Source organism: Citrobacter sp. Ce119 (assembly GCF_030334525.1).
In the GTDB taxonomy this organism is placed as follows: domain Bacteria; phylum Pseudomonadota; class Gammaproteobacteria; order Enterobacterales; family Enterobacteriaceae; genus Citrobacter; species Citrobacter europaeus.
The window spans coordinates 1-26,403 of sequence record NZ_JAOWDR010000039.1 but is presented as its reverse complement, the minus strand read 5'-3'; the positions used below and the strand labels follow the sequence as shown (position 1 = coordinate 26,403).

Genomic DNA, 26,403 nt, shown 5'->3' with positions numbered 1-26,403 from the left:
GACCAGTCGTCAACTAAAAACTTCGCTACAATGGGTGTACCTTCTGTTAAGAGACATCCATTGTGGCGTTACTCATCATTACCACAATTCTGTGGGCCTTTTCCTTTAGCCTGTTTGGCGAGTACCTTGCCGGTCATGTCGATAGCTATTTTGCGGTGCTGGTGCGTGTTGGGCTGGCGGCGCTGGTGTTCCTGCCGTTTCTACGTACCCGTGGTCACAGCGTAAAAACGATCGCGTTGTATATGCTGGTGGGGGCCATGCAGCTTGGTATCATGTATATGCTGAGTTTTCACGCCTATCTGTACCTGACGGTTTCAGAACTGCTGCTCTTTACCGTGCTGACGCCGCTCTACATTACGCTGATTTACGATCTGATGAGTGGACGTCGTCTGCGCTGGAGCTATGCCTTCAGTGCGTTGCTGGCGGTGATTGGCGCAGGGATCATTCGTTACGATCAGGTGACCAGTCACTTCTGGACCGGCCTGCTGCTGGTGCAGTTGTCCAATATCAGCTTTGCCATTGGTATGGTGGGCTATAAACGTCTGATGGAAACGCGGCCAATGCCGCAGCACAACGCCTTTGCCTGGTTTTATATGGGCGCCTTTATGGTGGCAGTAGTTGCCTGGTTCATGCTGGGTAATGCGCAGAAAATGCCTGCAACTACGCTACAGTGGGGAATTCTGGTATTTCTTGGCGTGGCGGCGTCCGGCATTGGTTACTTTATGTGGAACTATGGCGCGACCCAGGTGGATGCGGGTACGCTGGGTATCATGAACAATATGCATGTGCCGGCCGGGCTGTTGGTTAATCTGGCTATCTGGCATCAACAGCCTCACTGGCCAAGCTTCATCATTGGGGCGGCTGTGATAGTGGCCTCACTGTGGGTACATCGAAAGTGGGTCGTTCCGCACTCCGTACAAACGGCAGGTGATCGCAGGCGTGATTCCGCGCTGAGCGAATAAACGCTTCTGTGACCGGCTGTCGCTGCTCGCCATCACGTACGGCGGCGTACAGTCGGCTCCACAATCCATCGCCCAGAGTTTTAGTCACCACCAGACCCTGGCGTTCAAAACTCTCCACCACCCAGTGTGGTAAAGCCGCAATACCCATTCTGGCTGCAACCATCTGAATCAGCAGCAGGGTGTTATCCACGCTCTTTAGCGAAGGACTCACGCCCGCAGGCTGCAGGAAGTGTCGCCAGACATCCAGTCGACTCCGTTGCACCGGGTAAATAAGCAGCGTCTCGCTGGCTAAATCCTCCGGCGTAATTTGCGTTTTGTTGGCCAGCGGATGGTCCGGCGCCAATATCAGACGGACTTCAAAATCGAACATCGGCGAGTAGTGCAATCCGCTGCGCGGCAGGATGTCGGAGGTTAACACCAGATCCAGCTCGTCCTGCTGTAGCGCCGGTTGCGGATCGAACGTCACGCCGGATTTAAAGTCCATCTCCACCTGCGGCCAGTTGGCACGAAAATTCTCCAGCGCGGGCGTCAGCCACTGGATACAGCTGTGGCATTCAATCGCGATTCGCAGCCGGGTTTGCTGTGGTTCGTTGCAAGCCTGCAGCGCACGACCAATTTGCGGCAACACCTGATTAGCTAACTGCAGCAGGATTTCCCCCTGCGGCGTAAAGCGCAGAGGCTGGCTTTTACGGATAAAAAGTCGAAAGCCAAGGCGCTGCTCCAGATCGCTGAACTGGTGAGAAAGGGCGGATTGGGTCTGATGCAACGTTGCCGCTGCGGCTGCCAGAGAACCACTATTCCGCAACGCCTGTAGCGTTTTCAGGTGTTTAATCTCGATCATGAAAGTCCTTCACTTCGGCATGAACAAATTGCGCTTGAGGAATATACAGTAACCGCCAATTATGGATGTGTAAACATCTGGACGGCTAAAATCCTTCGTCTTTTAAATTTATGGTGCGTTGGCTTCGTTTCCCCACCTCAGTCACTTACTTCAGTAAGCTCCTGGGGATGAGTAAACTTGCCGCCTTCCCTAAATTCAAAATCCATAGGATTTACATATAATTAGAGGAAGAAAAATGACAATATTGAATCACACCCTCGGTTTCCCTCGCGTTGGCCTGCGTCGCGAGTTGAAGAAAGCGCAAGAAAGCTACTGGGCGGGAAATTCCTCCCGTGAAGATTTGCTGACAGTTGGCCGCGAGCTGCGTGCCCGCCACTGGGAGCAGCAAAAGCAGGCGGGGGTTGACCTGCTGCCGGTGGGCGATTTTGCCTGGTACGATCACGTCCTGACCACCAGTCTGTTGCTCGGCAACGTTCCGGCTCGTCATCAAAATAAAGATGGCTCTGTCGATATCGACACCTTATTCCGCATTGGTCGTGGCCGCGCACCAACGGGTGAACCCGCGGCGGCGGCAGAAATGACCAAATGGTTTAACACCAACTATCACTACATGGTGCCCGAGTTCACCAAAGGTCAGCAGTTCAAACTGACCTGGACCCAACTGCTGGATGAAGTGGACGAAGCGCTGGCGCTCGGTCACAAGGTGAAGCCTGTGCTGTTGGGACCGGTAACTTATCTGTGGCTGGGGAAAGTGAAGGGCGAACAGTTTGACCGCCTGAGCCTGTTGAACGATATTCTGCCGGTTTACCAGCAGGTGCTGGCTGAGTTGGCGAAACGCGGTATTGAGTGGGTGCAGATTGATGAACCTGCTCTGGTACTGGAGCTGCCGCAAGCGTGGCTGGATGCTTTTAAACCGGCTTATGACGCCCTGCAAGGCCAGGTGAAGCTGCTACTGACCACCTACTTCGAAGGCGTAACGCCAAACCTGGATACCATTACCGCGCTGCCGGTGCAGGGGCTGCACGTTGACTTCGTGCACGGCAAAGATGATGTCGCCGAGCTGCATAAACGTCTGCCTGCCGACTGGCTGCTGTCAGCGGGTCTGGTGAACGGTCGCAACGTCTGGCGTGCCGATCTCAGCGAAAAATATGCGCAAATTAAAGATATCGTCGGGAAACGTGACCTGTGGGTGGCTTCCTCCTGCTCTCTGCTGCACAGCCCAATCGATCTCAGCGTGGAAACTCGCCTTGATGCAGAAGTGAAGAGCTGGTTTGCCTTCGCGCTGCAAAAATGTGGCGAGCTGGCGCTGCTGCGCGATGCGTTGAACAGCGGCGATACGGCGGCAATTGTGGAATGGAGCGCACCGATCCAGGCGCGTCGTCACTCTACCCGCGTACACAACGCCGCAGTGGAAAAACGTCTGGCGGCGATCGCCGCCCAGGACAGCCAGCGCGCCAACGCTTATCCAGTTCGTGCCGAGGCACAGCGTGCCCGTTTTAATCTGCCGGCATGGCCGACCACGACTATCGGCTCATTCCCGCAAACCACCGAAATTCGTGGTCTGCGTCTGGACTTCAAAAAGGGCAACCTGGATGCCGGTAACTACCGCACCGGTATCGCAGAACATATCAAACAAGCGATCGTTGAACAGGAACGTTTGGGGCTCGATGTGCTGGTGCACGGTGAAGCCGAGCGTAACGACATGGTCGAGTACTTTGGCGAACACCTGGACGGTTTCGTCTTTACCCAAAACGGTTGGGTGCAGAGCTACGGCTCTCGCTGCGTGAAGCCGCCGGTGGTGATTGGCGATGTCAGCCGCCCGGAAGCGATCACCGTTGAGTGGGCGAAGTATGCCCAGTCGCTGACCGACAAACCGGTAAAAGGCATGCTGACGGGTCCGGTGACCATTCTCTGCTGGTCATTCCCGCGTGAAGACGTGACGCGTGAAACCATCGCTAAGCAGATTGCGCTGGCGCTGCGTGACGAGGTAGCGGATTTGGAAGCGGCGGGTATTGGCATCATCCAGATTGATGAACCGGCGCTGCGCGAAGGTCTGCCGCTGCGCCGCAGCGACTGGGCAGCGTATCTGGAGTGGGGCGTGGAAGCCTTCCGCATTAACGCGGCGGTGGCGAAGGATGAAACCCAGATCCACACCCACATGTGTTATTGCGAGTTCAATGACATCATGGACTCCATTGCGGCGCTGGACGCGGACGTGATCACCATTGAGACGTCACGCTCTGATATGGAACTGCTGGAATCGTTTGAAGAGTTCGACTATCCGAACGAAATCGGGCCGGGCGTATACGATATTCACTCGCCGAACGTCCCGAGCGTGGAGTGGATTGAAGCCCTGCTGAAGAAAGCCGAGCAGCGTATTCCGGCTGAGCGTCTGTGGGTGAACCCGGATTGCGGCCTGAAAACGCGCGGCTGGCCGGAAACGCGGGCGGCGCTGGCGAACATGGTCAAAGCAGCGCAAAATCTGCGTCAGGCGTAATTCGGTGCCCGGGAAGCGCTGGCGCTTGCCCGGGTTATTGGAAATCGCAACAGTTGTAGGCCCGGTAAGGTGTTGCCGCCACCGGGCAATTAACGTTTATTTCTTCCCGCCGTATTGCGCGAACCACTCCAGCATCCTCTGCCAGCCGTCTTTCGCGGACTCTTCGTGATAGCTCGGGCGATAATCGGCGTTAAAAGCATGTCCGGCATCGGGATACACTACGATTTCCGCTTTTGCATTGGCGGCGCGCAGCGCCTGACGCATTGTTTCAACGGTATCTTGCGGAATACTGGTGTCCTGGCCGCCATACAGTCCCAGAACGGGGGCGTTAAGATCGGTCGCGATATCAACGGGATGTTTCGGCGAGTTGAGGGTTTTATCACCTACCAGCTTGCCGTACCACGCCACCGCCGCTTTTAACTGCGGATTATGTGCGGCATACAGCCAGGTGATGCGTCCACCCCAGCAGAATCCGGTGATCATCAACTGGTGCGCATCTCCTCCGTTGCGGGAGGCCCAGCTGGCGACGTGGTCCAGATCGGCCAGTACCTGAGAGTCAGGCACTTTGGCGACAAGGCCACTGAGTAGCGTAGGGATATCGGCAAAGTCATTGGGATCGCCTTCGCGAAAATAGAGTTCTGGAGCGATAGCCAGATACCCTTCCAGAGCCAGACGGCGGCAAACGTCACGAATGTGTTCATGAATGCCAAAAATTTCCTGCACGACAATAACCACGGGCAGGGGGCCATCGGTCTGTTTTGGTCGTGCGTGATACGCTGGCATATCATCGCCTTGTGACGGTATGGACGTTACCCCGGCGATAATTGCGTTATCCGGAGTGTGGACCGTGGTAGACGTCGGTGGAGATACAGCAGGTGCAAAGCCAGATTGTCGTGTTGTCATGGTATTCTCCGTACCCTTAAATATTCAGCCAAAAAGCGCATTGTTAACTATAGACACATGCAACGAACCACATTGCCTTAAACGGTCTATCTTTTGTGCAAGGCTTCCTTACATCGCATCGTTTATGTGATATTCATCACTATTTTATGGTAATTGAATGCAATTGATTTACATCATAGTGATGACTGTCACGAAAATATGTTTATGCCTTCGGTAAAGTGTGTTTTTGCTTCTTCTGACAAAACCGATTCACAGAGGAGTTTTTATGTCTAAGTCTGATGTTTTTCATCTCGGCCTCACTAAGAACGATTTACAAGGGGCTACGCTTGCTATCGTCCCTGGCGACCCGGAGCGTGTGGAAAAGATCGCCGCGCTGATGGATAAGCCGGTTAAGCTGGCATCTCATCGCGAGTTCACTACCTGGCGTGCTGAGCTGGATGGTAAAGCCGTGATCGTGTGCTCTACCGGTATCGGCGGCCCGTCCACCTCTATTGCCGTAGAAGAACTGGCACAACTGGGCATTCGTACCTTCCTGCGTATCGGTACGACTGGCGCTATCCAGCCGCATATCAACGTGGGTGATGTACTGGTTACCACTGCATCTGTTCGTCTGGACGGTGCAAGCCTGCATTTCGCGCCAATGGAATTCCCGGCCGTTGCGGACTTCGAGTGCACCACCGCGCTGGTGGAAGCAGCGAAATCTATCGGCGCTACCACTCACGTGGGCGTTACCGCGTCTTCTGACACCTTCTATCCGGGACAGGAGCGTTATGACACCTTCTCTGGTCGCGTCGTGAGCCGTTTCAAAGGCTCAATGGAAGAGTGGCAGTCTATGGGCGTCATGAACTACGAAATGGAATCTGCGACGTTGCTGACCATGTGCGCAAGCCAGGGTCTGCGTGCCGGTATGGTTGCGGGTGTTATCGTGAACCGTACTCAGCAAGAGATCCCTAATGCGGAAACGATGAAACAAACGGAAAGCCACGCGGTGAAAATCGTGGTGGAAGCCGCGCGTCGTTTACTGTAATTCTCCCGTCTATTCAAAAAGGCCGACGCGTTCGGCCTTTTTATTTTGCGTAGTGCCTCGCAGGAAATTCCTTTTAAACTGGACGTTTATACAGCACAATTCTATTTTGTGCGGGTAAGTCGTTGCTGTAAGGGGAGCGTTGTGGATATTTCAATTATGATGAGTGCCGTGCTGGCGTTAGCCGCAGGGTTGTTGGTGGGATGGCTCGCAACAAAAGCGCACGCCGACAGGATCCGTGCCGACCTCATCGAAGAGCGACGTGAAATAGATATTGCGCTAAGCGCCGCCCGCCAGCAGCTTTCTCAGGAAGCTCACTGGCGTGATGAGTGCGAACTCCTCAATAACGAATTGCGCAGCCTGCACAGCATCAACACCTCTCTCGAAGCCGATCTCCGTGAAGTCACCACCCGGCTGGAAGCGACGCAGCAGCATGCGGAAGATAAAATCCGCCAGATGATCAACAGCGAACAGCGGCTGAGCGAACAGTTTGAAAATCTGGCGAACCGTATTTTTGAGCACAGTAACCGTCGCGTAGATGAGCAAAACCGGCAAAGTCTGAACAGCCTGCTGGCACCGCTTCGCGAACAACTGGACGGTTTTCGACGTCAGGTTCAGGATAGCTTTGGTAAAGAGGCGCAGGAGCGCCATACCCTGGCGCACGAAATTCGTAATCTACAGCAACTGAACGCGCAGATGGCGCAGGAAGCGGTAAACCTGACGCGGGCATTAAAAGGCGATAACAAAACGCAGGGCAACTGGGGTGAGGTCGTACTCACGCGGGTGCTTGAGGCTTCTGGTCTGCGCGAAGGCTATGAATACGAAACCCAGGTCAGTATCGAGAACGACGCCCGTTCGCGGATGCAGCCTGATGTCATCGTCCGGCTGCCGCAGGGTAAAGATGTGGTGATCGATGCGAAAATGACGCTGGTCGCCTATGAACGCTATTTTAACGCTGAAGATGAATACACCCGCGAGAGCGCGTTGCAGGAGCACATTGCCTCGGTGCGAAACCATATTCGTTTGCTGGGGCGCAAAGACTATCAGCAGCTCCCGGGGCTGCGCACGCTTGACTATGTGCTGATGTTTATCCCCGTTGAGCCTGCTTTTTTACTGGCCCTCGACAGACAGCCCGAACTGATTACCGAAGCGCTTAGAAATAACATTATGCTGGTGAGCCCTACCACGCTGTTGGTGGCGTTGCGCACGATCGCCAACCTGTGGCGCTACGAGCATCAGAGTCGTAATGCGCAACAAATTGCCGATCGGGCCAGCAAACTTTATGACAAGATGCGATTGTTTGTGGATGATATGTCGGCAATTGGCCAAAGCCTGGATAAAGCCCAGGATAACTACCGACAGGCGATGAAAAAACTTTCTTCAGGCCGTGGAAACGTCCTGTCGCAGGCAGAAGCGTTTCGCAGTTTAGGTGTAGAAATTAAGCGCGAGATTAATCCTGAGCTGGCTGAACAAGCCACTACGCAGGATGAAGAATACCGCTTGCGCTCGGTCCCTGAGACGCAACAGGATGAACCTTACCCTGATGATGAAGCGGTAAATCAGCAATCAAACTAGTTCGTTTGGGGTAGTTGAACCGGGCAGAAGGGTAGGGCAAATTGGCCCAATCTGTTACACTTCTCGAACATTTTTTGGATGAGCAGGCACTGAGATGGTGGATAATTCACAAGAAACGACGCACTTTGGCTTTCAGACCGTCGCTAAAGAGCAGAAAGCTGACATGGTGGCCCACGTTTTTCATTCTGTGGCGTCTAAATATGACGTTATGAATGACTTAATGTCATTTGGCATTCATCGTTTGTGGAAGCGCTTCACCATTGACTGCAGTGGCGTGCGTCGCGGGCAAACCGTTCTCGATTTGGCGGGCGGTACCGGCGATCTGACGGCAAAATTCTCTCGCATGGTAGGCGAAACCGGCAAAGTTGTGCTGGCGGATATCAATGACTCAATGCTCAAAATGGGACGCGAAAAGCTGCGTAATATCGGCGTAGTGGGTAACGTTGAGTACGTTCAGGCGAACGCGGAAGCACTGCCTTTCCCTGACAACACGTTTGACTGCATCACCATCTCTTTCGGTCTGCGTAACGTAACGGATAAAGACAAAGCATTACGCTCCATGTATCGCGTGTTGAAACCGGGCGGACGCTTACTGGTGCTGGAGTTCTCCAAACCGATTATCGAACCGCTGAGCAAAGCGTACGACGCCTACTCTTTCCATGTTCTGCCACGCATTGGTTCCATGGTGGCAAGCGACGCAGATAGTTATCGCTATTTGGCGGAGTCTATCCGCATGCATCCCGATCAGGACACCTTAAAAGCTATGATGCAAGATGCCGGGTTCGAAAGCGTTGATTATTACAACCTGACGGCAGGTGTCGTTGCGCTGCATCGTGGTTACAAGTTCTGACAGGAGATTGGGGATGCCTTTAAAACCCTTAGTGACCGCCGGCGTTGAAAATTTGCTCAACAGCTTTCTGTACCGTTCTCCTGCGCTTAAGTCAGCCAGAACGCGCTTACAGGGCAAAGTTCTGCGTGTTGAGCTCAAAGGATTTTCAACACCGTTAGTGCTGGTGTTTAGTGAGCGCCAGGTCGATGTGCTGGGGGCATGGGAAGGCGAAGCCGATTGCACCGTAATCACACATGCCAGCGTGTTACCGAAATTACGCGACCGGCAGCAACTAACCACGCTTATCCGCAGCGGTGAGCTGGAAGTTCAGGGCGATATCCAGATCGTGCAGAATTTTGTCGCACTGGCCGATCTGGCGGAGTTTGATCCCGCAGAACTGTTAGCGCCCTATACCGGCGATATTGTCGCGGAAGGGGTTAGCAAAGTATTGCGTGGTGGAGCGAAGTTCCTGCGCCATAACATTCAGCGCCAGCAGCGCTATGTTGCCGAAGCGATCACCGAAGAGTGGCGTATGGCTCCGGGTCCGCTTGAGGTTGCATGGTTTGCAGAGGAAACGGCAGCCGTTGAGCGTGCGGTTGAATCCCTGGCTAAACGGCTGGAAAAACTGGAGGCCAAATGACGCCAGGTGAAGTACGGCGCCTTTATTTCATCATACGCACTTTTTTAAGCTACGGCCTTGATGAACTCATCCCCAAAATGCGTATCACGCTGCCGATCCGGTTGTGGCGCTACTCGCTGTTCTGGATGCCCAACCGACATAAAGACAAACCGCTGGGAGAAAGGCTGAGGCTCGCTTTGCAGGAACTCGGCCCGGTGTGGATCAAATTTGGGCAAATGCTCTCTACCCGTCGTGACCTTTTCCCTCCGCACATCGCCGATCAGCTAGCGCTATTACAGGATCGGGTTGCCCCATTCGATGGGCAAAGAGCCAAAGAACAAATCGAAGAGGCGATGGGTGGGCTACCCGTCGAGGAATGGTTTGATGATTTTGAGATCACGCCGCTGGCATCTGCGTCTATTGCTCAGGTTCACACCGCGCGACTGAAATCGAATGGCAAAGAGGTGGTGATCAAAGTTATTCGCCCGGACATACTGCCGGTAATCAAAGCAGATTTGAAACTGATCTACCGCCTTGCTCGTTGGGTTCCTCGTCTGCTCCCAGATGGCCGCCGCCTGCGACCAACCGAAGTGGTCCGTGAATATGAAAAAACGTTGATTGATGAGCTGAATCTGCTGCGTGAGTCGGCGAACGCAATTCAACTGCGACGTAATTTTGAAGACAGCCCAATGCTGTACATCCCGGAAGTGTACTCCGACTATTGCAGTCAGAATATGATGGTGATGGAGCGCATTTATGGTATTCCCGTTTCAGATGTCACCACGCTTGAGAAGAATGGCACCAATATGAAGCTGCTGGCTGAACGGGGTGTTCAGGTCTTCTTTACTCAGGTATTCCGCGATAGCTTTTTCCATGCGGACATGCACCCTGGGAACATTTTCGTGAGTTATGAGCACCCTGAAAACCCGAAATACATTGGTATTGATTGTGGGATTGTGGGGTCTTTAAACAAAGAAGATAAGCGTTATCTGGCTGAAAACTTCATCGCGTTCTTTAACCGCGACTACCGCAAAGTTGCTGAACTGCACGTTGATTCTGGCTGGGTTCCGCCGGATACCAACGTAGAAGAGTTTGAATTCGCCATTCGTACCGTGTGCGAACCGATTTTTGAAAAACCGCTGGCGGAGATTTCCTTTGGTCATGTGCTGTTGAATCTGTTCAACACTGCACGCCGATTCAATATGGAAGTTCAGCCTCAACTGGTCTTACTACAGAAGACGTTGCTGTACGTTGAAGGCGTCGGACGACAGCTCTACCCGCAGTTAGATTTATGGAAAACGGCCAAGCCTTTCCTCGAGTCCTGGATCAAAGATCAGGTCGGTATTCCGGCGCTTGTCAGAGCATTTAAAGAAAAAGCACCGTTCTGGGTCGAAAAAATGCCAGAAATACCTGAACTGGTGTATGACAGTTTGCGCCAGGGCAAATATTTACAGCACAGTGTTGATAAGATTGCCCGCGAGCTTCACGCGAATCATGTACGCCAGGGACAATCCCGTTATTTATTGGGCATTGGCGCAACATTGTTGCTAAGTGGAACATTCCTGCTGGTAAGCCGTCCTGAGTGGGGGCTTATGCCGGGTTGGTTAATGGCAGGCGGCGTCTTAGCCTGGTTGATCGGCTGGCGCAAAATGCGCTGAATTTTTCATCGCCCAAGGCAGGTCGTGTAACGTATACTACGGCCTTATTAATTCATCATCTATGACAGAGGAACATGTATGGGTGGTATCAGTATTTGGCAGTTGTTGATCATTGCCGTCATCGTTGTACTGCTATTTGGCACCAAGAAACTCGGCTCCATCGGTTCCGATCTTGGCGCGTCGATTAAAGGCTTTAAAAAAGCGATGGGTGATGATGAGCCTAAGCAAGATAAAACCAGCCAGGACGCTGATTTTACTGCTAAATCCATCACCGATAAGCAGGGCGAAGTGAAAAAGGAAGACGCCAAAAGCCAAGATAAAGAGCAGGTATAATCCGTGTTTGATATCGGTTTTAGCGAGCTGTTATTGGTGTTCGTTATCGGCCTCATCGTCCTGGGGCCGCAACGATTACCCGTAGCGGTAAAAACGGTTGCTGGCTGGGTTCGTGCTTTGCGTTCCCTGGCGACTACTGTTCAGAATGAACTGACCCAGGAGCTTAAGCTTCAGGAGTTTCAGGACAGCCTGAAGAAAGTAGAGAAAGCGAGCCTGACAAATCTGACCCCGGAGCTGAAAGCCTCAATGGATGAGCTGCGTGAAGCGGCAGAGTCGATGAAGCGTTCTTACAGCGTGCACGATCCTGAGAAAGCGAGCGATGAAGCGCACACTATCCATAACCCGGTAGTGAAAGAAGCGGAAGCGCAGCGAGAAGGGGTTACCCCTGCCGCCGCAGAAAACCAGGCCAGTTCGCCGGAGCAAAAACCGGAATCCACGGGTGCTAAAACGCCAGAGCCAACGGAAAACACTTCCGCAACGTTAATGGATGCAGATAAGAAATCTGCCGCACCTGTTGTCGAATCCTCCCCCTCGTCGAGTGATAAACCGTAAACATGGCTGTAGAAGATACCCAACCGCTCATTACGCATCTTATTGAACTGCGTAAGCGACTCCTGAACTGCATCATTGCGGTAATCGTGATCTTTCTGGCGTTGGTTTACTTTGCCAACGATATTTACCATATGGTTGCGGCGCCGCTGATTAAACAGATGCCGCAGGGTGCAACGATGATCGCCACCGATGTGGCCTCGCCGTTCTTTACCCCGATAAAGTTGACCTTCATGGTGTCGCTGATCCTGTCAGCGCCAGTGATCCTCTACCAGGTGTGGGCATTTATTGCGCCTGCTTTGTATAAACATGAACGTCGACTGGTTGTGCCGCTGCTGGTTTCCAGTTCGTTGTTGTTCTACATCGGCATGGCATTCGCCTATTTTGTCGTCTTTCCGTTGGCGTTTGGTTTTCTGGCCAACACGGCTCCGCAAGGCGTGCAGGTATCGACGGACATTGCCAGCTATCTCAGTTTCGTAATGGCGCTGTTTATGGCTTTCGGTGTCTCTTTTGAGGTTCCGGTCGCCATCGTGCTGCTATGCTGGATGGGCATTACGACGCCTGATGATTTACGCAAGAAACGCCCTTACGTTGTGGTGGGCGCATTTGTCGTCGGGATGCTACTGACCCCGCCAGATGTCTTCTCGCAAACGCTGTTGGCGATACCGATGTACTGCCTGTTCGAGGTGGGGGTTTTCTTCTCTCGTTTCTATGTCGGTAAGCGACGTACGCGAGATGAGGACAACGAGGCTGAAGAAGCAAAAGAAGCCGAAGCCACCGAGAAAACTGAAGAATAAACTCAACCGCCCGTCAGGGCGGTTGTCATATGGGAGGAAGCATGTTTGATATTGGCGTTAATTTAACCAGTTCACAATTTGCAAAAGACCGGGATGAGGTCGTGGCGCGGGCCTTTGCTGCGGGCGTAAACGGTATGCTTCTGACCGGAACAAACCTGCACGAAAGTCAGCAGGCTTTAAAGCTGGCGCAGCATTATCCACATTGCTGGTCTACGGCTGGCGTGCACCCGCATGACAGCAGCCAATGGCAATCCTCAACGGAAGACGAGATTATCGCGCTGGCAAACCAGTCGAAGGTGGTTGCAATTGGTGAGTGCGGCCTGGATTTCAATCGAAATTTCTCCACGCCGCAGGAGCAAGAACGTGCTTTTGAGGCGCAGCTGCGCATTGCTGCTGAACTGCAGATGCCGATTTTCATGCATTGTCGGGACGCCCATGAGCGTTTTCTGACGTTGCTGGAACCGTGGCTGGACAGCCTGCCTGGCGCGGTGCTGCACTGTTTCACCGGCTCGCGCCAGGAGATGCAGGACTGCGTGGACCGAGGGCTTTATATTGGTATCACCGGGTGGGTCTGTGATGAGCGCCGGGGAATGGAACTGCGTGAGCTGCTGCCGTTTATTCCGGTAGAACGACTGCTGGTAGAAACCGATGCGCCTTATCTACTCCCTCGCGACTTAACGCCTAAGCCGACGTCACGACGCAATGAACCGGCGCACCTGCCGCATATTCTTGAGCGTATTGCCCACTGGCGCGGGGAAGATCCTCAATGGCTGTCAGCCACCATTGATGCCAACGTCAGAACGCTGTTCGAAGTGACCTTCTAACCGCCTTATATTTTTCGAAAACCGGTGTTTTTCACGCTCTGCTTAATCTCTTTATTCAACAGGTTAAGCAGTAGCATGGAACGCGCTTCGCCATCCGGTTCGGTGAAGATCGCTTTTAGCCCTTCAAACGCCCCTTCAGTGATAATCACACTGTCCCCAGGCTGCGGCGTTTGCGGATCCACAATACCTTCAGGCTTGTAGATAGAAAGCTGGTGAATAACGGGAGAAGGGACAGTTGCAGGCGTCGCGCCAAAACGGACGAAATGGCTGACACCACGCGTGGCGTTGATGGTGGTGGTGTGGATCACTTCCGGGTCGAACTCGACAAACATGTAATTAGGGAATAGTGGTTCACTGACTGTGGTACGTTTACCGCGCACTATTTTTTCCAGGGTGATCATAGGCGTCAGGCAGTTCACCGCCTGCCTTTCCAGGTGTTCCTGGGCTCGCTGAAGTTGCCCACGTTTGCAGTACAGTAAATACCAGGATTGCATAATAACTCTTATCCGCTTGTTCTGAGCGCCAGCATAGCAAAAGCCATGAGTTAAGTTAATTATACCCGCCTCAAAGCAGGCTGAAACCCAATGGGTATATACTCCCGGGGCTTATATGTATTGCCAGAGTTCACGCTAATTTAACAAAAATACAGCATCGCAATGATGAACGCCGTATAATGAAGCGCTTACGAAGAGGCCATAATGGACGCCATGAAATATCACGATTTACGCGACTTCCTGACGCTGCTTGAACAGCAGGGCGAGCTCAAACGCATTTCGCTTGAGGTGGATCCCCACCTGGAAATTACTGAAATTGCCGATCGCACTCTGCGTGCCGGTGGGCCTGCGTTATTGTTTGAGAATCCTAAAGGTTATTCAATGCCGGTGCTGTGTAACCTGTTTGGCACACCAAAGCGTGTTGCGATGGGGATGGGGCAAGAAGATGTCTCGGCGCTACGGGAAGTCGGTAAACTGTTGGCGTTTTTGAAAGAGCCAGAGCCGCCGAAAGGATTCCGCGATCTGTTTGATAAGCTGCCGCAGTTTAAGCAGGTGTTGAACATGCCGACTAAGCGGTTACGCGGTGCGCCTTGTCAGCAAAAAATCTACTCAGGCGATGACGTCGATTTAAACCGAATTCCGATTATGACCTGTTGGCCGGAAGATGCCGCGCCACTGATTACCTGGGGGCTAACCGTAACGCGTGGCCCGCATAAAGAGCGGCAGAATCTGGGCATCTATCGCCAGCAGCTGATTGGTAAAAACAAGCTTATTATGCGCTGGTTGTCCCATCGCGGCGGCGCGCTTGATTATCAGGAGTGGTGCGCGGCGCATCCGGGTGAACGCTTCCCGGTTTCTGTGGCCTTGGGAGCAGACCCGGCAACAATTCTGGGCGCTGTTACACCTGTCCCGGATACGTTATCTGAATACGCATTTGCCGGACTGTTGCGCGGCACCAAGACCGAAGTGGTCAAATGTATTTCCAACGATCTGGAAGTGCCTGCCAGCGCTGAAATCGTGCTGGAAGGGTATATCGAGCCGGGTGAGTTGGCCCCGGAAGGGCCGTATGGCGATCATACCGGCTACTACAACGAAGTAGATAGCTTCCCGGTCTTTACCGTCACGCACATTACCCAGCGCGAAGATGCGATTTATCACTCTACCTATACCGGACGTCCGCCAGATGAGCCCGCGGTACTCGGCGTGGCGCTGAACGAAGTTTTCGTTCCTATTCTGCAAAAGCAGTTCCCGGAGATTGTCGATTTTTACCTGCCTCCGGAAGGCTGTTCATATCGTCTGGCCGTAGTGACGATGAAAAAACAGTACGCTGGTCATGCCAAACGCGTCATGATGGGTGTCTGGTCGTTTTTGCGCCAGTTTATGTACACCAAATTTGTTATTGTTTGCGATGATGACGTCAACGCACGCGACTGGAATGATGTGATTTGGGCAATTACTACCCGTATGGACCCTGCCCGGGATACGGTACTGGTAGAGAATACCCCAATTGATTACCTGGACTTTGCCTCGCCGGTTTCCGGTCTTGGTTCAAAAATGGGGCTGGATGCCACTAATAAATGGCCGGGCGAAACCCAACGCGAATGGGGACGTCCGATTAAAAAAGATCCTGAAGTAACTGCGCGTATTGACGCAATTTGGGATGAACTGGCCATCTTTAATGACGGCAAAAGCGCCTGAGGCGCGATCGTTTTGCCTATTGATCCGACAGAGAGAGCGCATGACAACCTTAAGCTGTAAAGTGACCTCGGTAGAAGCTATCACTGACACCGTATATCGCGTTCGTTTAGTGCCAGACGCGGCGTTTTCCTTTCGTGCCGGCCAGTATCTAATGGTCGTGATGGACGAAAGGGATAAGCGTCCGTTCTCCATGGCATCAACGCCGGACGAGCAAGGATTCATTGAGCTGCACGTTGGCGCCTCTGAGCTAAATCTTTATGCCATGGCCGTGATGGATCGCATTCTGAAAGACCGGGAAATCAAGGTCGACATTCCGCATGGCGAGGCCTGGCTGCGCGATGAAGACGAGCGCCCGCTGATCCTGATTGCCGGTGGTACAGGGTTCTCTTACGTGCGTTCTATTCTGCTTACTGCACTGACGCGCAATCCAAACCGCGATATCACCATTTACTGGGGCGGGCGCGAAGAGAAGCATCTCTACGATCTCTCAGAGCTGGAAGCGCTGTCAGTGAACCACCCGAATCTGCGCGTTGAGCCAGTGGTGGAACAGCCTGAAGACGGTTGGCGTGGTCGTACGGGAACCGTGTTAACGGCAGTACTGCAGGATTACGGTACCCTGGCGGAGCATGATATCTACATCGCCGGTCGCTTCGAAATGGCCAAAATCGCGCGCGATCTGTTCTGTAATGAACGCAGTGCGCGTGAAGATCGCCTGTTTGGCGACGCTTTCGCGTTCATTTAAGCGCTGTGCGCCGGAGCCCTTCCGGCGCATCCATTACCCACCTTACTTCCTCTGGCAGGGTGCAAGCCCGGTTTCGTTGTTTCTCTTTTTCAGCATATTTTTAGTAAACATGTTTTTTCTATCTATTAATCATAAAACTGAGGTTTTGTGACAGGCCTCTTTTTGTTTAGTAAACAAAATTGGCAAACTAGACAGCATCACATTGCGAGACGCAAACGAGGAAAATCCATGAGGCTCGGACTGGATATCGGCGGGACTAAAATTGAAGCGGTAGTGATTGATAACGCGGGTGAAATTGTTTACCGCGAGCGATGCGCGACACCGAAGCAGAGTTACGGCGATTTTTTCCAGGCCGTGACGGAGATGATTGCTAAGGCAAGGCTGGCCGTTAATCAGCCTTTATCGGTTGGCGTTGGGGTGCCTGGCGCGGTGGATAGCGAAGGTTTGATTAAGAATTCGAACATCCTGGTGCTGAATCAGCAGGCCTTTGCGCAAGACCTTGAGCGAGCATCAGGAATGCCAGTGCCGGTTACCAATGATGCCAACTGCTTTACCCTGTCAGAAGCGATGGACGGCAGTGGGCGTGGGCATAGCGTGGTATTTGGCGTGATCCTTGGTACCGGATGCGGCGGTGGAGTATGCATCGATAACCGATTGATCTCCGGCCCTAACGCCTGTGCGGGTGAGTGGGGGCATAATGCATTACCGCGCTACCACGAATCTCAGGACGGGGCTGGAGTGACTTGCTATTGCGGACAGTTGAACTGTATTGAGAGCTTTATTTCAGGCAGCGGGCTGGAACGCCAGTATTTGAATTACACCGCGCAACATGCGGGTGTGCCACAAATTATGCAACGGGTAGAATCGGGCGATGCAGATGCCTGTTTGTTATGGGAACGCTATTGCGATCAACTGGCGCGCGCGTTGGCAAGCATTGTGAATACGCTCGATCCCGATGTTATCGTGCTGGGAGGTGGGGTATCTAATATCGATACACTGTATTCAGGCTTGCAGGCACGAGTGGCGCAGTACGTATTTGGTAAGCAGTGCCGCACACCGATCGTTCGCGCCCGCCACGGCGACAGCAGCGGCGTACGCGGCGCGGCCTGGCTGGGAGCACAACAAGCCAGCATAAATTAATGAGAGTGAAATGACGAAACCTGTACGCATCAGAGACATTGCCGAAGCGTGTGGTGTCTCGGTTGGCGCTGTTTCCCGCGCCCTGAAAGGGCAGCCGGGGCTGCGTGAAGACACCCGGCTGCGCATTATTTCAGTGGCGCAGCAGCAGGGTTATGATTTTTCTCGCCTGCGCGCTGACAAAATCAAACGTGTCCTGTTTTTACTGCATCGCCAGCACAATATCAGCCGGGCTTTGCCGTTTTACTCTCAGCTGCTGCTGGGCATAGAAGATCGTTGTCGCGAACACGGGATTGCGCTGAGTTTTCTCTCAATCGGCCCTGGTGATGCAGTGAGTGAGCAGGTGATGCTGCATCAGCCTGATGCGCTGATCTGCGCGGGATTTTTTGAGCCTGAATTGCTAGGGCTGCTGCAACAGATGAAATTGCCGTTGGTACTGGTGGATCTCTGGGTGCCGGGCTTACCTTGCGTGAATCCGGACAACACTCAGGGCGGTTATCTGGCCACGCAACATTTGATTGCGCAAGGGCGCAGCCGCATTGCTTTTCTCGCCAGCACGCTCGCGCACTACAGCATCCGTCAGCGCGAGAAGGGCTACCGTCAGGCATTGTATGAAGCCCGGTTGCTGATGCCGCCAGAGTACGACGCTGTTGCACCGCCGTTGCTGGATACCGAGCAATCTCTGGTGGAGGCGGTGAAGGAGTTGCTCAGTCTGCCGGAGCCGCCTGATGCCATTTTTGCCTATAACGATGCGGCAGCGCTGGTTGTTCAGCGGGTGTGTGCACAGCGGGGTATACGTATTCCGGAAGATCTCGCGCTGGTGGGGTTTGATGATATCGATGCTGCGGCCTGGTCGCACCCGCCACTGACCACCATTGCGGTTGATAAAAAGCAGTTGGGGCGTGAAGCGCTGCGTTTACTGCTGGAAGAGAAGCAGGAAGAGAATCTGCTATTGCCGGTGCAGTTAGTGGTGCGCGGTAGTTCAGAGAAATAAAAAACCCGCCCCTGACAGGCGGGAAAAACGGCAACTAAACTTTCTCTCTTCGCCATTGGCACCATAACTGTGTTGGCTGCGCTCATTCACCCGAATCACTTACTACACGTAAGCTCATCGGGATGAATGAGGGACATCCGTGTCCCTCACTGAAAGCAGCCTTCGGCTGTTCAAATTCGTTCCTGACGAATTTGTCATTCACTTGCCGCCTTGTTCTGGCACCAATGGCTTTGAGATAACATTTCGTAGGCCGGGCAAGCGAAGCGCCCCCGGCATGCTTTGATTAAACTCGCTCAAATACCGTCGCGATGCCCTGGCCTAACCCGATACACATCGTCGCCAGGCCAAACTGTACGTCTTTGCGTTCCATCAGGTTGAGCAGGGTGGTGCTGATACGCGCCCCGGAACAGCCCAGTGGATGACCCAAAGCGATCGCCCCGCCGTTGAGGTTGATCTTCTCGTCGATCTGCTCCATCAGCCCCAGATCTTTAATGCACGGCAGGATCTGAGCGGCAAAGGCTTCGTTCATCTCAAACAAACCGATGTCGCTGGTGGAGAGTCCCGCTTTTTTCAGCGCCAGTTTTGAGGCCGGAACCGGACCGTAACCCATGATTGACGGGTCGCAACCCACAACAGCCATCGAACGAATACGGGCACGCGGCGTCAGACCCAGCTCACGGGCGCGGCTTTCGCTCATGACCAGCATCGCGGCAGCACCATCGGAAAGCGCGGAGGAGGTACCGGCAGTGACCGTTCCGCTAACTGGATCGAACGCTGGGCGCAGGGTGGAGAGCGCTTCAACGGTTGTCTCCGGGCGGATAACCTCATCGTAGTTAAACTGTTTCAGCACGCCGTCGGCATCATGACCGCCGGTCGGGATTATTTCGTTTTTAAACGCGCCAGACTGCGTTGCTGCCCAGGCACGGGCGTGTGAACGCGCGGCGAAGGCGTCCTGCATTTCACGGCTGATGCCGTGCATACGAGAGAGCATTTCCGCGGTCAGACCCATCATTCCCGCGGCTTTTGCCACGTTGCGGCTCATGCCCGGGTGGAAATCAACGCCGTGACTCATCGGCACATGGCCCATATGCTCCACGCCGCCAATCAGGCAAGCCTGAGCATCGCCGGTCATGATCATGCGTGCCGCATCGTGTAGCGCCTGCATGGACGAACCGCACAGACGATTGACCGTGACGGCCGGAACGGAATGTGGAACTTCCGCCAGCAGCGCGGCGTTACGGGCGATGTTGAAACCCTGCTCCAGCGTTTGCTGCACACAGCCCCAGTAAATATCATCAAGCGCGGCTGGCTCCAGCGCCTGATTACGCGCCAGCAGGCTACGCATTAAATGTGCGGAGAGATCTTCTGCCCGCACGTGACGAAACGCCCCCCCTTTCGAACGGCCCATCGGGGTACGGATCGCATCAACAATTACAACCTGTTCCATTGTGACTCCTTAAGCCGTTTTCAGGCTGCCAACCGGGCGGGCAGGCTCAACCTGGGGATAATACGGTTCGTTATGGCGCGCTTTGTCACGCAGACCGGCCGGAACTTCATACAGCGGGCCAAGGTGCTGATACTGCTGAGCCATATCGAGATACTTCGCGCTGCCAAGCGTATCCAGCCAGCGGAACGCGCCGCCGTGGAACGGAGGGAAGCCCAGGCCATACACCAGCGCCATATCGGCTTCTGCCGGGCTGGCGATAATGCCTTCTTCCAGACAACGCACCACTTCGTTGACCATTGGGATCATCATGCGGGCGATAATCTCTTCATCGCTGAAGTCGTGTTTCGGCTGGCTGACCTCAGCCAGAAGACCGTCAACGGTGGTATCTTCTTCTTTCTTCGGCTTGCCCTTGTTGTCTTCTTTATAACGCCAGAATCCGAGGCCGTTTTTCTGCCCGAAACGGTTAGCATCAAACAGTGCATCTATCGCATCGCGATAATCTTTCTGCATACGCTGAGGGAAGCCTGCGGACATCACAGCCTGTGCGTGATGCGCGGTATCAATACCCACCACGTCCAGCAGATAAGCCGGACCCATCGGCCAGCCAAACTGTTTTTCCATTACTTTGTCGACTTTGCGGAAATCCGCTCCGTCGCGCAGCAACTGGCTGAAACCGGCAAAATAAGGGAACAGCACGCGGTTGACGAAGAAACCGGGGCAGTCATTAACCACAATCGGCGTTTTGCCCATCTGGCTTGCCCAGGCGACTACCTTAGCGATGGTTTCATCCGAGCTTTTCTCGCCGCGAATAATCTCAACCAGCGGCATACGGTGCACCGGGTTAAAGAAGTGCATCCCACAGAAGTTTTCCGGGCGCTTAAGCGCGCTGGCCAGCTCGTTGATGGGGATGGTGGAGGTATTCGACGCCAGTACGGTGTCCGGGCGAACCTGATCTTCGGTTTCCGCCAGTACCGCTTTTTTCACTTTCGGGTTTTCCACAACCGCTTCAACCACCACGTCCACACGCTCAAAACCGCTGTAGTCGAGGGTTGGATGGATAGTGGAAATCACGCCCGCCATTTTCAGACCGTCAATTTTGCCGCGCTCGAGCTGTTTGTTCAGCAACTTGGCCGCTTCGGTCATGCCCAGCGTTAATGATTTGTCGTTGATGTCTTTCATGACAACCGGCACGCCTTTCCAGGCCGACTGGTACGCGATGCCGCCGCCCATAATGCCTGCGCCCAGCACCGCCGCTTGCTTTGGTGCCTCAATATTTTTGGTGAGCTTTTTGGCTTTGGCTTTCACGAACTGATCGTTAAGGAAAATCCCAACCAGGGCGCGGGCTTCACTGGTGTGCGCCAGTGGAACAAAGCTTTTATTTTCCAGATTCAGTGCTTCTTCACGACCAAAACGGGCCGCTGCTTCAATGGTTTTTACCGCGGTAATCGGTGCGGGATAATGCTTACCTGCCGTCTGCGCCACCATGCCTTTAGCGATGGTAAAGCTCATAGCCGCTTCAATTTTGCTGAGTTTCAACGGCTCCAGCTTCGGCTGACGTTTGGCTTTCCAGTCGAGGTCACCGTTAATCGCTTGACGTAATACCGCGATCGCGCCATCAAGCAGTTTGTCTTGTTTCACTACGCCATCGACCAGACCGATTTTTAGCGCCTGCTCAGCACCAACATCTTTACCCGCAGCAATAATTTCCAGCGCACTGTCTGCACCCAACATGCGTGGCATACGCACGGAACCGCCAAAGCCCGGCATAATACCCAGCTTAGTTTCCGGTAGGCCGATGCGCAGGTCCGGCGTTGCCAGACGATAATCGGTTGCCAGAACACACTCGCAGCCGCCGCCCAGCGCATAACCGTTAACTGCTGAGAGGGTCGGAACAGGGAGATCTTCCAGGCGGTTAAAGACGCTGTTGGCAAAATGCAGCCACTGGCTCAGTTGCTCTTCAGGCACGAGGAACAGTGAAAGGAATTCGGTGATATCGGCACCAACAATAAAGGCTGCTTTATTAGAACGCAGCAGCAGCCCTTTTAAATTCGGTTGTTTTTCCAGCACATCAAGCGCATGGCCCAGGCTGGCAACGGTGGCCGTGTCGAGTTTATTGACCGAGCCAGGGGCATCGAACACCAGTTCGGCGATGCCATCTTCCAGCCAGTCGAGGTACAGGGTGTCGCCTTTGTAAAGCATGTCAGTCTCCTGAATCCGCAAGGTGATCTGGTCATACCAGATGAATCGAAGTGTGTGTTTTATGTTAATAAAATGCAAATGAATGATTAAAGAAATGACGATTCGATCACGCTCGGCAGAAATCACGCACTCACAAAGCGATGTGCTAAGATGCGGAGACTTGAGGTCAAAAAACAGAAGGATAGAAAATGGAATCACTGGCCGCACTCTATAAAAATCATATCGTTACCTTACAAGAACGGACGCGCGACGCGCTGGAACGCTTTAAGCTGGATGCGTTACTTATTCACTCAGGCGAACTTGTTAACGTCTTTCTCGACGATCATCCGTACCCGTTTAAGGTCAATCCGCAATTCAAAGCCTGGGTGCCTGTAACGCAGGTTCCTAACTGCTGGTTGCTGGTGGATGGCGTGAACAAGCCGAAACTGTGGTTCTACCTACCGGTCGATTACTGGCACAACGTTGAGCCGCTGCCGACCTCCTTCTGGACGGAAGAAATTGAGATCATCGCGCTGCCAAAAGCGGATGGTATCGGTAGCCAACTGCCTGCTGCTCGCGGCAATATCGGTTACATCGGCCCGGTTCCGGAACGTGCGCTGCAACTGGACATCGCGGCCAGCAACATCAACCCGAAAGGGGTGATCGACTACCTGCATTATTACCGCGCCTATAAAACGGATTACGAGCTGGCCTGTATGCGCGAAGCGCAGAAAATGGCGGTGAATGGACACCGGGCCGCGGAAGAAGCGTTTCGTTCCGGGATGAGCGAGTTTGACATCAACCTCGCTTACCTGACTGCGACTGGTCACCGCGATACCGACGTACCGTACAGCAACATCGTGGCGCTTAACGAGCATGCCTCGGTACTTCATTACACCAGGCTGGATCATCAGGCTCCGTCTGAAATCCGCAGCTTCCTGCTGGATGCCGGTGCGGAATACAATGGCTATGCGGCAGACCTGACGCGTACCTGGTCGGCGAAAAGCGACAACGACTATGCGCATCTGGTGAAAGACGTTAACGACGAAGAGCTGGCGCTGATTGCTACCATGAAAGCAGGCACCAGCTACGTGGATTATCACATTCAGTTTCATCAGCGCATCGCGAAGCTGCTGCGTAAGCATCAAATCATCACCGATATGAGTGAAGAGGCGATGGTGGAAAACGATCTTACCGGGCCGTTTATGCCGCATGGTATCGGGCACCCGCTGGGCCTGCAGGTACATGATGTCGCTGGTTTTATGCAGGACGACAGCGGTACTCATCTGGCCGCGCCGTCGAAGTATCCTTACCTGCGCTGCACCCGTGTTCTGCAACCGGGCATGGTTCTGACCATCGAACCGGGTATCTACTTTATTGAATCGCTGCTGGCACCGTGGCGTGAAGGGCAATTCAGCAAACACTTCAACTGGCAGAAAATTGAAGCCCTGAAACCGTTCGGCGGTATTCGTATTGAAGACAACGTGGTGGTCCACGAGAACAATATCGAAAACATGACGCGGGATTTAAAACTGGCGTAATGGACAGTTGGTTAATCCCTGCGGCGCCGGTTAGCGTCGTTGAAGAGATCAAAAAAAGCCGCTTCATTACGTTGCTCGCCCATACGGACGGCGTAGAAGCGGCAAAAGCGTTTGTTGAGTCAGTCAAAGCGGAACACCCTGACGCCCGCCACCATTGTGTGGCGTGGGTGGCGGGTGCGCCCAACGACTCGCAGCAGTTGGGGTTTTCAGACGATGGCGAACCGGCGGGTACGGCAGGCAAACCGATGCTCGCGCAGCTGATGGGGAGCGGCGTCGGCGAGGTTACCGCGGTGGTGGTGCGTTACTACGGCGGTATCCTTCTCGGTACGGGTGGTCTGGTAAAAGCCTACGGTGGCGGTGTGAATCAGGCGCTGCGCCAGTTAACGACACAGCGCAAGACGCCATTAACCGAATATACTTTGCAGTGTGAGTACGGTCAGCTGGCAGGCATTGAAGCTTTGCTGGGGCAGTTTGACGGTAAAGTCGTTGCCAGTGATTACCAAGCTTTTGTTCGGCTCAGAGTGGCGCTTCCTTATGCCAAAGTGGATGAATTTTCGGCAAAACTGGCGGATTTTAGTCGTGGTTCATTGCAATTGTTAGCGATTGAAGAATAATCCCCACCTCATTTTAAAGAACTAAGGAAGCGGCAGAGATGCATTTTCGCGCCATCACCCGAATCGTTGGACTACTGGTCATCTTATTCTCGGGGACAATGATCATCCCCGGACTGGTAGCGCTCATCTACCGTGATGGGGCAGGGCGTGCATTTACCCAAACTTTCTTTGTTGCTCTGGCTATCGGCTCTATGCTGTGGTGGCCAAACCGTAAAGAGAAGGGCGAGCTGAAGTCGCGCGAAGGGTTTCTGATTGTCGTCTTGTTCTGGACCGTGCTGGGCAGCGTGGGTGCGCTACCGTTCATTTTTGCGGAAAGTCCTAACCTCACGATAACCGACGCTTTTTTTGAATCCTTTTCCGGTTTAACCACCACGGGTGCGACGACGCTGGTGGGGCTTGATTCATTGCCACACGCGATTCTCTTTTATCGCCAGATGCTGCAATGGTTCGGCGGGATGGGGATCATCGTGCTGGCGGTGGCTATCCTGCCTATTCTTGGCGTGGGTGGTATGCAGCTCTATCGGGCAGAAATGCCCGGGCCGCTGAAAGATAATAAGATGCGCCCGCGTATTGCCGAAACGGCGAAAACGCTGTGGCTTATCTATGTATTACTGACAGTGGCGTGCGCGCTGGCGCTATGGTTTGCCGGGATGCCCGCGTTTGACGCCATTGGTCATAGCTTTGCCACAATTGCCATCGGCGGCTTTTCCACACACGATGCCAGCGTGGGGTATTTCGACAGTCCCACGATTAACACCATTATTGCTATCTTCTTGCTGATCTCCGGTTGTAACTATGGCCTGCACTTCTCTTTATTAAGTGGGCGTAGTCTGAAGGTCTACTGGCGCGATCCGGAATTCCGCATGTTCATTGGTGTACAGTTGACGCTGGTAGTTATCTGTACGCTGGTGTTGTGGATACATAATACCTATGGATCGGCGCTCACGACGATCAACCAGGCCTTTTTCCAGGTGGTGTCGATGGCGACGACCGCCGGATTTACCACGGACAGTATTGCCCGCTGGCCGCTGTTCCTGCCGGTGTTGTTACTGTGTTCTGCTTTTATCGGCGGCTGTGCCGGGTCGACGGGCGGTGGCTTGAAGGTGATTCGTATCCTGCTGCTGTTTAAGCAGGGTAACCGCGAATTGAAACGACTGGTCCACCCGAATGCGGTTTACAGTATCAAACTGGGGAACCGTGCGTTGCCGGAGCGAATCCTTGAAGCCGTGTGGGGATTCTTCTCTGCCTATGCGCTGGTCTTTATTATCAGTATGCTGGCGATTATTGCGACCGGTGTTGATGACTTCTCCGCGTTTGCCTCCGTTGTGGCGACGCTGAATAACCTGGGGCCAGGGCTGGGCGTTGTCGCTGACAACTTTGCCAGTATGAACCCCGTGGCGAAGTGGATCCTGATTGCCAATATGCTGTTTGGTCGTCTGGAGGTCTTTACTCTGCTGGTACTCTTTACCCCTACCTTCTGGCGTGAATAATGGAGTAACACGTGAAAACACTGATTCTTTTTTCTTCCCGGGACGGACAAACCCGTGAAATTGCCGAGTATCTGGCTTCTGAACTCAAAGAGCTGGGTGTTTGGGCGGATGTCGTAAATTTGCATCGTACCGCCGAGCCTGACTGGCAAAATTATGACAGCGTGGTGATTGGCGCTTCGATTCGCTATGGCCATTACCATGCTGCTTTTCAGGAGTTTGTGAAAAAGCATGCCACGCGGCTGAACGCGATGCCGAGTGCGTTCTACTCCGTAAACCTTGTTGCCCGTAAACCGGAAAAACGTACGCCGCAAACCAACAGCTATGCGCGTAAGTTCCTGATGAGTTCGCCGTGGCGGCCAGATCGTAGTGCGGTTATTGCCGGCGCTTTGCTGTATCCCCGCTATCGCTGGTATGACCGCGTTATGATCCAACTGATAATGAAGATGTCTGGCGGTGAAACGGATACGAATAAAGAAGTGGTGTATACCGATTGGGAACAGGTCGCAGGTTTTGCGCGAGAAATCGTCCAATTAACCAACAAAACGTTGTCAAAATAAGCGTAAAGAATAAAAAATACGCACTCGGAAGATTATTTTAAATTTCCCCTTGTCAGCCTGAAATAACTCCCTATAATGCGCCTCCACTGACACGGAACAA

Annotated in this window: 24 protein-coding genes; 19 read left to right on the top strand and 5 right to left on the bottom strand. The window is 53.5% G+C overall.

All coding sequences use genetic code 11. The features are described from left to right. Nucleotides 1-62 precede the first annotated feature (62 nt). Nucleotides 63-962, top strand: coding sequence for a carboxylate/amino acid/amine transporter (locus OGV80_RS03715; RefSeq protein ID WP_016157852.1), 900 nt, complete (start codon nt 63-65; stop codon nt 960-962). On the opposite strand, the gene metR is transcribed toward OGV80_RS03715, so the two are convergent. Continuing rightward, the gene (gene metR / locus OGV80_RS03710) at nt 850-1,803 is read right to left on the bottom strand and encodes an HTH-type transcriptional regulator MetR (RefSeq protein WP_043018995.1); all 954 of its coding nucleotides are present in this window, start codon (nt 1,801-1,803) and stop codon (nt 850-852) included. The two genes, OGV80_RS03715 and metR, sit on opposite strands and share 113 nt — an antisense overlap. Before the next feature lie 235 nt (nt 1,804-2,038). Here metR and metE point away from each other — a divergent pair, with 235 nt between their 5' ends. Then, complete coding sequence (gene metE / locus OGV80_RS03705; RefSeq protein ID WP_087052393.1) at nt 2,039-4,300, top strand: 5-methyltetrahydropteroyltriglutamate--homocysteine S-methyltransferase; 2,262 nt, start codon at nt 2,039-2,041, stop codon at nt 4,298-4,300. A gap of 96 nt (nt 4,301-4,396) precedes the next feature. On the opposite strand, the gene OGV80_RS03700 is transcribed toward metE, so the two are convergent. After that, nucleotides 4,397-5,203 (bottom strand): dienelactone hydrolase family protein, encoded by an 807-nt coding sequence (locus OGV80_RS03700; protein ID WP_040230086.1) that lies wholly within the window; start codon nt 5,201-5,203, stop codon nt 4,397-4,399. Between the two features lie 265 nt (nt 5,204-5,468). On the opposite strand from OGV80_RS03700, the gene udp reads away from it, so the two are divergent. From udp to tatD, 9 genes are all read left to right on the top strand, one after another. Further along, nucleotides 5,469-6,230, top strand: a complete 762-nt coding sequence (udp, locus tag OGV80_RS03695; protein WP_003828923.1) for a uridine phosphorylase — start codon at nt 5,469-5,471, stop codon at nt 6,228-6,230. A gap of 141 nt (nt 6,231-6,371) precedes the next feature. Beyond that, nucleotides 6,372-7,802 carry a DNA recombination protein RmuC gene (gene rmuC / locus OGV80_RS03690; protein WP_087052392.1) on the top strand — a complete coding sequence of 477 codons (1,431 nt, stop codon included), beginning with the start codon at nt 6,372-6,374 and terminating at the stop codon, nt 7,800-7,802. Between the two features lie 94 nt (nt 7,803-7,896). Continuing rightward, complete coding sequence (gene ubiE / locus OGV80_RS03685) at nt 7,897-8,652, top strand: bifunctional demethylmenaquinone methyltransferase/2-methoxy-6-polyprenyl-1,4-benzoquinol methylase UbiE (RefSeq protein WP_003017897.1); 756 nt, start codon at nt 7,897-7,899, stop codon at nt 8,650-8,652. A gap of 13 nt (nt 8,653-8,665) precedes the next feature. Then, nucleotides 8,666-9,271 (top strand): ubiquinone biosynthesis protein UbiJ, encoded by a 606-nt coding sequence (gene ubiJ / locus OGV80_RS03680; protein ID WP_047407569.1) that lies wholly within the window; start codon nt 8,666-8,668, stop codon nt 9,269-9,271. Then, on the top strand, nt 9,268-10,908 hold the full coding sequence (ubiB, locus tag OGV80_RS03675) for a ubiquinone biosynthesis regulatory protein kinase UbiB (RefSeq protein ID WP_043018999.1): 1,641 nt from the start codon (nt 9,268-9,270) through the stop codon (nt 10,906-10,908). Before ubiJ ends, ubiB begins: the two co-directional genes overlap by 4 nt. A gap of 78 nt (nt 10,909-10,986) precedes the next feature. Continuing rightward, a complete protein-coding gene (gene tatA / locus OGV80_RS03670) occupies nt 10,987-11,241 on the top strand; it encodes a Sec-independent protein translocase subunit TatA (RefSeq protein ID WP_003017888.1) in 255 nt (84 codons plus the stop codon). 3 nt (nt 11,242-11,244) lie between these two features. Next, complete coding sequence (tatB, locus tag OGV80_RS03665) at nt 11,245-11,793, top strand: Sec-independent protein translocase protein TatB (RefSeq protein ID WP_087052391.1); 549 nt, start codon at nt 11,245-11,247, stop codon at nt 11,791-11,793. Nucleotides 11,794-11,795: 2 nt separating this feature from the next. Next, entirely contained in the window at nt 11,796-12,587 is a 792-nt protein-coding gene (tatC, locus tag OGV80_RS03660; RefSeq protein WP_016155142.1) for a Sec-independent protein translocase subunit TatC, read from the top strand. Nucleotides 12,588-12,628: 41 nt separating this feature from the next. Further along, nucleotides 12,629-13,411 carry a 3'-5' ssDNA/RNA exonuclease TatD gene (tatD, locus tag OGV80_RS03655; RefSeq protein ID WP_043019002.1) on the top strand — a complete coding sequence of 261 codons (783 nt, stop codon included), beginning with the start codon at nt 12,629-12,631 and terminating at the stop codon, nt 13,409-13,411. A 5-nt stretch (nt 13,412-13,416) separates the two neighbouring features. Here the strand turns inward: tatD and rfaH are convergent, their stop codons facing one another. Further along, the gene (gene rfaH, locus OGV80_RS03650) at nt 13,417-13,905 is read right to left on the bottom strand and encodes a transcription/translation regulatory transformer protein RfaH (RefSeq protein ID WP_043019003.1); all 489 of its coding nucleotides are present in this window, start codon (nt 13,903-13,905) and stop codon (nt 13,417-13,419) included. 204 nt (nt 13,906-14,109) lie between these two features. Here rfaH and ubiD point away from each other — a divergent pair, with 204 nt between their 5' ends. From ubiD to OGV80_RS03630, 4 genes are all read left to right on the top strand, one after another. Further along, on the top strand, nt 14,110-15,603 hold the full coding sequence (gene ubiD, locus OGV80_RS03645; protein WP_003828905.1) for a 4-hydroxy-3-polyprenylbenzoate decarboxylase: 1,494 nt from the start codon (nt 14,110-14,112) through the stop codon (nt 15,601-15,603). Nucleotides 15,604-15,643: 40 nt separating this feature from the next. Then, a complete protein-coding gene (gene fre, locus OGV80_RS03640) occupies nt 15,644-16,345 on the top strand; it encodes an NAD(P)H-flavin reductase (RefSeq protein ID WP_087052390.1) in 702 nt (233 codons plus the stop codon). A 228-nt stretch (nt 16,346-16,573) separates the two neighbouring features. Beyond that, nucleotides 16,574-17,485 carry an ROK family protein gene (locus tag OGV80_RS03635; RefSeq protein WP_043019004.1) on the top strand — a complete coding sequence of 304 codons (912 nt, stop codon included), beginning with the start codon at nt 16,574-16,576 and terminating at the stop codon, nt 17,483-17,485. A gap of 10 nt (nt 17,486-17,495) precedes the next feature. After that, entirely contained in the window at nt 17,496-18,476 is a 981-nt protein-coding gene (locus tag OGV80_RS03630; RefSeq protein ID WP_087052388.1) for a LacI family DNA-binding transcriptional regulator, read from the top strand. Between the two features lie 283 nt (nt 18,477-18,759). Here OGV80_RS03630 and fadA read toward each other — a convergent pair whose 3' ends face one another. Beyond that, entirely contained in the window at nt 18,760-19,923 is a 1,164-nt protein-coding gene (fadA, locus tag OGV80_RS03625; RefSeq protein WP_087052387.1) for an acetyl-CoA C-acyltransferase FadA, read from the bottom strand. 9 nt (nt 19,924-19,932) lie between these two features. Further along, complete coding sequence (gene fadB, locus OGV80_RS03620) at nt 19,933-22,122, bottom strand: fatty acid oxidation complex subunit alpha FadB (protein WP_043019007.1); 2,190 nt, start codon at nt 22,120-22,122, stop codon at nt 19,933-19,935. Nucleotides 22,123-22,310: 188 nt separating this feature from the next. On the opposite strand from fadB, the gene pepQ reads away from it, so the two are divergent. From pepQ to hemG, 4 genes are read left to right on the top strand one after another with little or no spacing between them, the layout of a single operon-like run. Beyond that, nucleotides 22,311-23,642 (top strand): Xaa-Pro dipeptidase, encoded by a 1,332-nt coding sequence (pepQ, locus tag OGV80_RS03615; RefSeq protein WP_043019008.1) that lies wholly within the window; start codon nt 22,311-22,313, stop codon nt 23,640-23,642. Continuing rightward, entirely contained in the window at nt 23,642-24,256 is a 615-nt protein-coding gene (locus OGV80_RS03610) for an IMPACT family protein (RefSeq protein WP_080625912.1), read from the top strand. Before pepQ ends, OGV80_RS03610 begins: the two co-directional genes overlap by 1 nt. 38 nt (nt 24,257-24,294) lie before the next feature. After that, nucleotides 24,295-25,746, top strand: coding sequence for a Trk system potassium transporter TrkH (trkH, locus tag OGV80_RS03605; protein ID WP_047407543.1), 1,452 nt, complete (start codon nt 24,295-24,297; stop codon nt 25,744-25,746). A gap of 11 nt (nt 25,747-25,757) precedes the next feature. After that, on the top strand, nt 25,758-26,303 hold the full coding sequence (gene hemG, locus OGV80_RS03600; RefSeq protein WP_075145426.1) for a menaquinone-dependent protoporphyrinogen IX dehydrogenase: 546 nt from the start codon (nt 25,758-25,760) through the stop codon (nt 26,301-26,303). Nucleotides 26,304-26,403 lie beyond the last annotated feature (100 nt).